At 61.7% G+C, this 9,749-nt stretch carries 9 protein-coding genes and 1 pseudogene; 2 read left to right on the top strand and 8 right to left on the bottom strand.

Annotated features, from left to right (window positions below):
• The first annotated feature begins 18 nt into the window (after nt 1–18).
• Together AB5Y85_RS09355 and AB5Y85_RS09360 are read left to right on the top strand one after the other, a co-directional pair.
• The gene (locus tag AB5Y85_RS09355) at nt 19–1,170 is read left to right on the top strand and encodes a DUF1615 domain-containing protein (RefSeq protein WP_201989150.1); all 1,152 of its coding nucleotides are present in this window, start codon (nt 19–21) and stop codon (nt 1,168–1,170) included.
• 112 nt (nt 1,171–1,282) lie between these two features.
• Nucleotides 1,283–2,667 (top strand): annotated as a pseudogene (locus AB5Y85_RS09360) (IS4 family transposase).
• 46 nt (nt 2,668–2,713) lie between these two features.
• Here the strand turns inward: AB5Y85_RS09360 and AB5Y85_RS09365 are convergent.
• The 8 genes from AB5Y85_RS09365 to AB5Y85_RS09400 form a co-directional block, all read right to left on the bottom strand.
• Nucleotides 2,714–3,922, bottom strand: a complete 1,209-nt coding sequence (locus tag AB5Y85_RS09365; RefSeq protein WP_013723945.1) for a sodium:proton antiporter — start codon at nt 3,920–3,922, stop codon at nt 2,714–2,716.
• Between the two features lie 33 nt (nt 3,923–3,955).
• Nucleotides 3,956–5,059, bottom strand: a complete 1,104-nt coding sequence (locus AB5Y85_RS09370; RefSeq protein WP_257687709.1) for a protein O-GlcNAcase — start codon at nt 5,057–5,059, stop codon at nt 3,956–3,958.
• Between the two features lie 43 nt (nt 5,060–5,102).
• Nucleotides 5,103–6,830 carry a potassium/proton antiporter gene (locus tag AB5Y85_RS09375; protein WP_257687710.1) on the bottom strand — a complete coding sequence of 576 codons (1,728 nt, stop codon included), beginning with the start codon at nt 6,828–6,830 and terminating at the stop codon, nt 5,103–5,105.
• A gap of 280 nt (nt 6,831–7,110) precedes the next feature.
• Nucleotides 7,111–7,257 (bottom strand): hypothetical protein, encoded by a 147-nt coding sequence (locus tag AB5Y85_RS09380; RefSeq protein ID WP_005337933.1) that lies wholly within the window; start codon nt 7,255–7,257, stop codon nt 7,111–7,113.
• Nucleotides 7,254–7,943 (bottom strand): M15 family metallopeptidase, encoded by a 690-nt coding sequence (locus AB5Y85_RS09385; RefSeq protein ID WP_100646344.1) that lies wholly within the window; start codon nt 7,941–7,943, stop codon nt 7,254–7,256. The genes AB5Y85_RS09380 and AB5Y85_RS09385 overlap by 4 nt, the downstream gene beginning before the upstream one ends.
• Entirely contained in the window at nt 7,940–9,067 is a 1,128-nt protein-coding gene (gene dapE, locus AB5Y85_RS09390) for a succinyl-diaminopimelate desuccinylase (protein ID WP_257687711.1), read from the bottom strand. The genes AB5Y85_RS09385 and dapE overlap by 4 nt, the downstream gene beginning before the upstream one ends.
• Nucleotides 9,068–9,086: 19 nt before the next feature.
• Nucleotides 9,087–9,437: an ArsC family reductase gene (locus AB5Y85_RS09395; protein WP_005337930.1), complete on the bottom strand. Its 351-nt coding sequence runs from the start codon at nt 9,435–9,437 to the stop codon at nt 9,087–9,089.
• A gap of 128 nt (nt 9,438–9,565) precedes the next feature.
• Nucleotides 9,566–9,749: hypothetical protein (locus AB5Y85_RS09400; RefSeq protein ID WP_368221347.1), on the bottom strand; the 184-nt coding region annotated here is incomplete at its 5' end.

The following is a 9,749-nucleotide window of genomic DNA, read 5'->3' on the forward strand; positions in this document are numbered from 1 at the left end:
CAAAAAATGGACATGCTTATGAGCGCTTTACCTTCCTGTCGTCTTCTTGCCTTCTGCTCTGCCTTGTTGCTGGCCGGTTGTGCCAGTGATCCCGCCTCCGCGCCTGCCAAAGAGGCGAGCGTAAGCAACCCCAAAACGCCGCCTGCCATGCAGCCGCGCAAACCGGCGGATATGAAGAGCCGCATCGTGCGCTTCTTGCCCCGTCAGGTGCCTGACAAACAAGGGTGGGCCAACGACGTGGTGACGGCGCTCACCACCCAGGGGGTGACGGTCAATGATCACAATGTCTGTAGCGTGCTGGCGGTGGCGGAGCAGGAAGCCACTTATCAGGCCGACCCCGTGGTGCCGGGCCTTGGCAAGATCGCCTGGAAAGAGATCAACTCACGGGCAGCCAAGCTGCTGATCCCCGAATTTATGGTGCGGGCCGCGCTCTCCATCAACTCGCCCACCGGCAAGAGCTACGCCGAGCGGATCGACAAGTTGCGTACCGAGCGGGAGATGAGTGAAATCTTCGAAGACATGATCAGCATGCTGCCGATGGGCAAGACGCTGTTTGGCAACCTCAACCCGGTGCATACCGGCGGCCCGATGCAGGTGAGTATCGCCTTTGCCGAGGCCAACGCCCGTGGTTACCCCTATCCAATCAAGGATTCCATCCGCCACGAAGTCTTTACCCGTCGCGGCGGCATCTGGTTTGGCACCAAGCATATCTTCGGTTATCCCGCCGACTACCCGGATACCCTCTACCGCTTTGCCGATTTCAACGCTGGCTGGTACGCCAGCCGCAATGCCGCTTTTCAGGCCGCCGTCAGCCGTTTGAGTGGCAAAACTCTGGCGCTGGACGGGGATCTGATCCGCTATGACTCGGATCTGCCGGGCAATACCGAGCTTGCCGTCTACACCCTCGCCAACCGGGTCAATATGAGCAAGCAGGCGATCCACCAGAGCCTGCGCAAAGGGGATACCGCCGAATTTGCCGAGACCGATCTCTACCATCGCATCTTTACCCTGGCCGACAAGCAAGCGGGCAAGCGACTGCCCCGCGCCATCCTGCCCGGCATACAGCTAAAGAGCCCAAAAATCACCCGCAACCTCACCACCGCCTGGTTTGCCAAGCGGGTGGATGACAGGGAGCAACGCTGTGTGCGGCAGATGGCGACGATTCGCTAAGAAACATCAAGGGCGGCCAATTGGCCTGTTTCTTATACAAAAATCCCCAGGCATCGCTTGGGGATTTTTTTGAACTTCTCTCCCATTCTGTGATCTGAACCTTTCATCTAACATGCCCTTCACTCAACCGGCGCACTGGGCGCAGACACAGTTTGGTCACGCCAACCTTAACGACCCAAGACGCACCAGAAGGCTGGCTGCCCTCGCCACTGCCCTTGTTCACCAACCAGGAGAATGCGTGTCACACCTTCCCCTCTCACCTGCTGATATGGAAGGCGCATACCGCTTCATTCGCAGCCCACATGTCTGTGCCGAGGCCATTGCCAACGCCGGCTTTGCCGTCACCGCCGCCCATGCCAGAGACCATTCCCTCTTGTTGGCGCTGGAAGACACCACTGCCCTTACCTTCAATCATGCCAGCGTCAGAGACGAGTTGGGTCATACCAACCAGGGCTGCAGTCGCGCCCTGCAGGCTCATTCCGTGCTGCTGTTCGCGCCGCACGAGCGCAAGGTGGTGGACTTGACCGCCCAGCAAATCTGGACCCGCGATGTCAGCAAACGAGGACAGCGTGCCCACTACGCGACCCGCCCCTATCAGGAGAAAGAGAGCTACAAATGGGAGCAAACCGCCAAGACACTCGCCACACGGCTTGGCAGCACCATGGCCAACGTCATCTCGGTCTGTGACCGGGAAGCGGATATCTATGAATACCTGAACTACAAGCAGAAACATACCCAGCGCTTCGTGGTGCGCTCGATGCAAAGCCGCTGTATCAACGAGCACGACAACAGGCTCTACGACTATGCCAGGCAGTGCCAATCCGCGGGCACCCGGGTGGTCAAGATAGCCCAGCGCGGTGGCAGAAAAGCCAGAGAGGCCGTGCTCGACATCAAGTTTGCCTGGGTCACCCTGAAGGCTCCGGCCAACAAGCGTAGCGAGCCTGATATCCCGCTCTACTACGTGGGATGCATCGAGCAGAGCGATGCCGATGATCGGCTGGAGTGGCACCTGCCGACCAGTGCAGCGGTGACCTGCGCCGGGCAGGCCAGCGAGATTATCGGCTACTACGAGCGGCGCTGGCTCATCGAGGATTACCACAAGGTCTGGAAGAGTGCAGGCACGCGGGTCGAGGCGTTGAAGATGCAGAGCCGGGAAAACCTGACGCGCATGAGCGTCATCCTGGCCTTTATCGCGGTACGGTTGCTGCAGTTGCGATTTATCAAAGAGGAGCCTGCCGCGCAGGGAGAGAGCTGCCAAGGGCTGCTGGGCACAAAGAGCTGGACGCTGCTGTGGTTGAAGATGGAGAAGAGGGCCCTTCCAAATGAAGCCCGCGATATGGCGTGGGCGCACAAGAGCCTGGCGATACTGGGGGCTGGAAGGACACCAAGCGCACGGGGCGAGCCTCGATAGCGGTGTTATGGGAGGGCTGGTTTAGGTTACAGACCCTCCTTGAAGGCTATGAACTGGCGCTGTCTCTTGAGCATCAACAGTTGTGATCAAGAGACAGCCGCAAGGTGGCATTTTTAATGGGCGCAGGGTAGCTCAGCGAGGCTTGAAACGCTCGACCCAGGGGTTGGCGGTGAGGCCGTGCAGGATGACGCTCAATATGATGGTGCAGAGCACGGTGGCGATGATGGGGCGCTGGCCAATCAGGGAGGGCTCGTTTTGCAGCACCATCACCGCAAAGACGATGCTGGCAAGGCCCCGCGGCCCGAACCAGCCGATAAAGAGCTTGAGCTCCGGCTTGAGGCCGGTACCGATGAGGCTCAGCCAGACCGGCACCATCCGCAGCAGGGTGAGGCTGGCAATGGCATAGAGCCAGTATTGCCAGTGCAGCAACTCCGGCAAAATGGGCATCAGGGTTGCGCCAAACACCATCCAGATCACAACGGAGAGCAGGTCGCCGTAGCCTTCGCAGCTGTCCATATAGGCGTGCTTGTGCTCGCCGAGGCGGTGGCCGATAAAGAGGCCGCCGACAAAGGCGGCGATAAAGCCGCTGCCACCGAGAGTCTGGGCCAGTGCAAAGCAGAGCAGGGCCAGCCCCGGCATGGTGAGCTGGCGCCAGAGCGGCAGTTGCCAGCCGTTGAGATAGGAGATTTTCAGTAGCCGGATGGTGAGGCTGGTCAGCACAAAGGCGACCAGCAGGCCAATGCCGATCTCCTCCAGCATCAGGGTGATAGCCAGAGTGGCGGTGCCTGCGTGCTGCTCTGTGGGGGCGATAAGAGCCAGCAGCAGAAGCAGCACAGGCACGCAGATGCCGTCGTTGAGGCCGCTCTCCTGATTGAGCCCTTCGCGCACCGGTGCAGGCACCGCGGGGTTGCTTACCACCGCCTTGCCGAGCGCCGCATCGGTGGGGGCAAGAATGGTGGAGAGGATAGCCATCTCCAGCAGTGGCAGGTCGGGGAAAATCCAGTGGCCAAACAGGGCACCACAGAGCAGGGTGAGGGGCAGGCCAATCAGCAGTAGCCGGATGGGGAGCTGGCGGTTGGCCAGCAATACCTGCCAGTTGGTGTTGGCGGCATCGTTGAACAGCACGATGACCAGCGTCAGCTCTGCCAGCAGCTTGATGCCTGCGCTGTCGATAGAGAGGGAGAGCAGCTCCAGCCCTCCCGGCCCCAGCAACCAGCCGGTCAGCAGAAAGAGCAGGGGGCCATTTACCAGTTTTGATTCGAAGCGCCCCGCGATCAGGCTGTAGATCAGCAAGAAGGCGGCGATCACCGCCAGATTCTGGTAAAGCAGGTGTGCATCCATACAACCTCCCTTCTGCCCCCCTGCGGGGGTGGTTTAATCGGTCAGGCAGTCGGGGTCGAACACATACTCCCCGTCCAGCCAGCGCACGATTTCGTCGACGCAGGATTGGTCACGAAACGGCAGATAGCGCGCCTTGAGAGCGGCAATTTGCTCGGAGGTGAGCTGTGCCAGCCCCAGATCCTGAAACAGCGGCAGGTCGGCCTCGATCATCGCCGAGATCTGCGGGCCACAGGTGGCGTTGAGGGCGGCATGCAGCGCCTTGTCGGGGTCGTACTGCTTGCCGAGTCGGTAGCTCATCGGCAGGGTAGCGAGGGGCAGGGCGGAGAGCGCTGCCTGCTTCATCGGGTTGACCGCATGGCCGGCGAGCAGATCCGCCAGCTCGGCGGGGCGGTTCTCGAAGGCGCGCAGGTGCAGGTAGCTGCTCGCCTTGCTGCCATCGTTAACCGGGTAGTTGTCCCACAGGAAGGGCTTGCGGCCGAGCAGTTCGGTCACCTGCTTGAGGTGGCTGGCTGGATATTCGCTGGAGCAGACCTTGGGGCCGGTCCAGAAGATCTCGAAGCGGCGGTCGAGCTGTTCGCCAAGCTCCTCCAGATAGCGGGGAGGCATGGCGCCAAACACCTTCTCCAGCACCGGATCGGTCGAGTAGTAGCTGGGGCAGAAGATGAGGCGGGCCGCCTTGCTGTGAGCCGCGATGTCGTGGGCGATGGTGAGCTGGTGGCGGGCCAGATCCGGGGTATCCCCCTTCATGTCGTCAAACAGCGCCGCCAGAATGTCGGGCTGGAGCATCTCGTCGATGAGGCGCACTTTCTCAAGCAGCGCCGGGCGTTTGCGCTCGTAGTCGTGGTGCGCCCCCATGGGGCTCAAGCCCACCCCGAAGGCGAGCCCGTTGGCACGGCACTGGCGCGCCAGCTCGGCGAGATCCGCCAGCTGCTGCTCGGGCCAGGGGAGGGCCCAGTGCTTGCGCAGATAGCCATCCTCTTTCGGGGCATAGATATAGAAGCCGTAGCCGTGGCGTGGCAGCCACTGGGCGTAGCGGGCGCGGGCCTGCCAACTCCATCCCTTGCCAAAAAAGCCTTCAATGACCCCCAGATTGGCTGCGGGGGGCAGGGGGCCGGACAGCAAACTTTGATATGGCATAACACTCTCCCTTCTTGCTGGGGACTTGATACGGGACGGTCGGTCAGACCGGGTCCTCTTCCTGAAAGCGCACCCCGATCTTGCCCGGCACGCTCTCGTCCATTTCGGCCACGGTCCAGATCAGGCCCTGCCATTCGATGTTGTCACCGACCACCAGATTATCGCCCAACTGGCTGGCAATAAAATCGCCCAGTGTCTGATCCGCCACCTCGCTCACATCCAGCCCGTAAAGAGGGGCGAGATCCACCAGTCGTGCCGCCGCTTCCAGCAGGAAGTCACCGAAGAAGCGGGGGCCGAGATCCTGTTCCGGCGCCTGACTAAAGAGCTGACCGAGGGCAGGGAGGTCACGTTCGTGACCGATCACACAGAGGATGTCATCGGCCTGCAGACAGGTACTGCCCGAGGGGTGGAGCAGCTCGCGGCCACGAAACAGGGCGCAGATCCGGGTGCCGGTAGGCATCTGCAGATCCCGCAGTGGCGAGCCGATGCACCACTTCTCCTCCCCCAGCTGGTAGACGAAGGTCTCCCACTGGCTGTCGAGATCGATCTCGAGCCCCGAGCGGTTGATGGGGGACGGTGGTGCAGGTACTTCCACCCGCGCCAGTTTTGAGGCCAGCGGTAGCGAGCTGCCCTGCAAAATCAGCGAGACCAGCACCACGAAGAAGGCGACGTTAAAGTAGAGCTGAGCGTTGGGCAGCCCCGCCATCATGGGGAAGACCGCCAGAATGATGGGCACGGCGCCGCGCAGGCCAACCCAGGAGATAAACCAGCGCTCGCGGGGGGCGAAGTTCTTGAACGGCAGCAGCCCGATCCAGACCGACACCGGGCGGGCAAACAGGATCATCCACATCGCCAGCGCTAGCGCGGGCAGGGCGATGGGCAGCAGCTTGTGGGGTGAGGCGAGCAGCCCCAGCACCAGAAACATGCCGATTTGGCTGAGCCAGGTCAGACCGTCCAGCACCGACAATGTGGTGCTGCGACTGCGCAGGGCGAGGTTACCGAGCAACAGACCGGTGAGATAGATGGCGAGAATGCCGCTGCCACCGACCGCCGTGGTGAGGGCGAAGATCAGCAGGCCGCCGCTGACGGTGAGCAGTGGATAGAGCCCCGGCGCCAGGCGGGCTGTGTTGATGAGGCGCCACAGCAGCCAGCCGCCGCCAAGGCCAATCCCGGCGCCAAGTCCAAACTGCTTGACCAGTTGCAGCAGCAGGAAGCCCCCATCCAGCCCTTGCTGGGCGGTGGCGAGCACCTCGATCAGGGTGACGGTAAGAAACACCGCCATGGGGTCGTTGCTGCCTGACTCTATCTCCAGCGTCGCGCTCACCCGCTCGTTGAGACTGCGTCCGCCAAGCAGGGAGAAGACCGCCGCCGCATCGGTGGAGCCGACGATGGCGCCGATCAGCATCCCCTGCATCAGACTGAGGTCAAACAGCCAGGCGGCGGCCAGACCCGTCAGGCCGGTGGTGATGGCCACCCCGACCGTCGCCAGCGACAAGGCAGGCCAGAGCGCCACCCGGAACGATGAGACCCGGGTGCGCATGCCGCCGTCGAGCAGAATGATGGCGAGCGCCAGGTTGCCCACCAGATAGGCGATGGAGTAGTCAGCGAAGTGGATACCACCTGGGCCATCCTCACCGGCCAGCATGCCGACGGCGAGGAAGATAACCAGAATGGGAATACCGAGGCGGGAAGAGAGGGCGCTCAACAGTACGCTGGCTCCCACCAACAGGGCAGCGACAAAAAAGAAACTGTTGATGGTAGCGGCATCCAAGGGCGAACTCCTTCCTGGTAATGTGCAAAGTAGGCACATTATATGCAGTTAGGCCCCCCTTGTGTGGCTTATTTGTGCATCAATTTGCACTTTCTTACATTTTTCATCCCTTTTTTCAGCATGGGCGCGCCATATTCTGACAGTGACGGGGTTAACAAAAGCGGAGTCAAAGGAGCGTCGATTTCAGGATACGCAGGGAGGAGAGGGCGGGGAAAAGTGAAACGGCACAGCAGAGGGAGAGGGGAGCACAAGGGCGCTCCCCACGGGATGGGGGCGGGATTCAGTCGTCCTCGTCATCCTTCACTTCGCGGATCTTGTCCTTGTAGTTGGGCAACTGCTTCTCCAGCCGTTTCATGTCTTTGATGGCATTGAGAAACAGCCCGAGCAGGAACAGCAGCGGCAACCCTATCCACAGCCAGAGATTCATGGGATTTTCCTTTCGTCAGGACAGGTGGTGACATAACGGGCCAAAATTTCATCAAGGTTGGCCAATATGGTCGACTTGCCTTCAATATCCGCCTGTTGCAGACAAAGCGCCAGTGCCGCGGGATCGAGTCGCTGCTCGTCGGACTCCAGCGAAAAGCTGATATGCCAGGGCTCGTAGGCGACCCCGCTCTCTGCTCCGACCGGCTTGGCATAAGGGAGGAAGAAGCCGAAGTCGCTCATATGGTCGCTGAGCCACTCGCTGAGATCTGCAAACCAGCCCCCGGCTTCATACTCCCAGGGCTCCAGCGCCAGTTTGGTATCGGCGGGCAGGCAGTCTGGGTCGTAGATATCGAGATCGGTCCCCCAGTGGTGACGGCTGGTGCCGGGCAGAGCGCTCCAGCGCAGGATGGCGTGCAGCCGCTCTATCTCGCCCAGTTGCAGGGCATCGATGGGCTGACTGTTGGCATCGAGCAGCGGCCGTTCGCCGCGCCACTTGCCATTCCAGATGGCGAGCTGGCGCTCGAAGCTGCGCCAGCTGGAGGCCGCCTGCAGGTTGAACCCCTCATAGGCGGCTGCCACCTGCATGTCGTTGAAGGCCGCGGCGGTGGCGGCAGTCAGACGATGGGGGCCGCGCCCCACCAGAATAAGGTGGCTCTCGTCGAGCCCCAGCAGTTGTTCCTGCGTCATGCCAGCAATCTCTCGAGCACCCCTTGGTACATGTCCGCCAGCAGATCCAGATCGTCCGCCTTCACGCACTCGTTCACCTTGTGAATGGTGGCGTTGACGGGACCGAGCTCAATCACCTCGGCGCCGGTAGGGGCGATAAAGCGCCCGTCCGAGGTGCCGCCGGTGGTGAGCAGGGCCGGTCGCTGACCATTAACCAGTTCTATGGCCGCCACGGCCGCATCGAGCAGCGCGCCGGTATCGGTGAGGAAAGGTTGGCCGGAGAGGGTCCAGTTCAGCTGATAATCGAGGCCATGTTTATCCAGCAGCGCTTCGACCCGCTCACGGATATCCATGTCGGTCAGTTCGGTACTGAAGCGGAAGTTGAATTGCACCTGCAACTCGCCCGGAATGACGTTGGAGGCGCCGGTGCCGGCCTGAATGTTGGCGATCTGGAAGCTGGTGGGGGGGAAGTAGGCGTTACCCTCATCCCACACGGTCGCGGCAAGCTGGGCCAGCGCTGGCGCGGCTTTGTGAATGGGGTTGTCAGCCAGATGGGGATAGGCCACATGGCCCTGCACCCCGCGCACCAGCAGATCGCCGGTGATGGAGCCGCGGCGGCCGTTTTTCACTACATCTCCGACCACGGCGGTAGAGGAGGGCTCGCCGACGATGCACCAGCGGATCTTCTCGTTGCGGGCCTCCAGGGTGTCGATCACCCGGGTGGTGCCATTGATAAAGGGCCCCTCCTCATCGGAGGTGATGAGAAAGGCGATGGACCCGGTGTGATCCGGATGCTCGGCCACGAAGCGCTCGACCGCCACCACCATGGAAGCCAGCGAGCCCTTCATGTCGGCGGCGCCACGGCCGTAGAGCACGCCATCCCTGATGGTCGGCTCGAACGGCGGAGTGTGCCATTTGTCCAGCGGCCCGGCGGGCACCACGTCGGTGTGGCCAGCGAAGCAGAACAGCGGCCCCTCACTGCCGCGGCGGGCCCAGAGGTTGGTGGTGTCCTCAAACACCATGGGCTCGATGACAAACCCTAGCTTGGCGAGGCGCTCCGCCATCAGGGTCTGGCACCCTTCATCGAGGGGGGTAACGGAGGGGCGGCGGATCAGATCCTTGGCCAGTGCGATGACATCCGACATCAGTTGTCCTTAGTTGTCCTTAACGGGAGAAGAGGGATTGGTAGTGATCAGCCTTGAAACCCAGAGTCAGTTCGCCGTCACGGTCGAGCAGCGGGCGCTTGATCATGGCCGGGTGCTCCAGCAGCAGGGCGCGCGCCTTGGCGGTGTCGAGCCCCTGTTTGGCCTCATCCGGCAGGGCGCGGAAGGTGGTGCCGCGGCTGTTGAGCAGGGCTTCCCAGCCGAGTTTTGCCAGCCAGCTGTCCAGATCGTCCGGGTTCAGGCCGTCGGCGCGGTGGTCGTGAAAGCGGTAGTCGATACCGGCCTCATCCAGCCACTTGCGGGCTTTCTTGATGGTGTCGCAGTTCTTGATGCCATAGAGGGTGATGGCCATGGGGAGTCCTTCTCTTGTGGGCGCTGGCCGTGGGCCGCGTCCCGAAAATCCGAATCAACGCAGTGCAAGGGCCCGATTCTGGCATTGTGGCAATCCCATGGCAACGCCGATGGTCCGGCTCGCGGGTTTTACCGGAACTGGTCACACCTGAGCAGCGTTTTTGAGATCAAGATCAGAAGCGGTGCGTTGGGGATGCCCGATGGGGTTGGGTATTGCGGGAGAAGATCGACTATTGCAGGAGAAAAAGAGAAGGGGGCAAACGCCAGATAGCCAAAACGCGCCAGCGGGCGCGTTTTGGTCGGCATTATCAAT

Source organism: Aeromonas sp. R3-1 (genome assembly GCF_040908345.1).
Lineage (GTDB): Bacteria > Pseudomonadota > Gammaproteobacteria > Enterobacterales > Aeromonadaceae > Aeromonas > Aeromonas veronii.

Bases quoted from the DNA above. Each gene is read 5' to 3' on its own strand.
- AB5Y85_RS09355 (WP_201989150.1), top strand. From the start codon at position 19: ATGAGCGCTTTACCTTCCTGTCGTCTTCTTGCCTTCTGCTCTGCCTTG.
- AB5Y85_RS09365 (WP_013723945.1), bottom strand. From the start codon at position 3,922: ATGGATGCACACCTGCTTTACCAGAATCTGGCGGTGATCGCCGCCTTC.
- AB5Y85_RS09370 (WP_257687709.1), bottom strand. From the start codon at position 5,059: ATGCCATATCAAAGTTTGCTGTCCGGCCCCCTGCCCCCCGCAGCCAAT.
- AB5Y85_RS09380 (WP_005337933.1), bottom strand. From the start codon at position 7,257: ATGAATCTCTGGCTGTGGATAGGGTTGCCGCTGCTGTTCCTGCTCGGG.
- AB5Y85_RS09385 (WP_100646344.1), bottom strand. From the start codon at position 7,943: ATGACGCAGGAACAACTGCTGGGGCTCGACGAGAGCCACCTTATTCTG.
- dapE (WP_257687711.1), bottom strand. From the start codon at position 9,067: ATGTCGGATGTCATCGCACTGGCCAAGGATCTGATCCGCCGCCCCTCC.
- AB5Y85_RS09395 (WP_005337930.1), bottom strand. From the start codon at position 9,437: ATGGCCATCACCCTCTATGGCATCAAGAACTGCGACACCATCAAGAAA.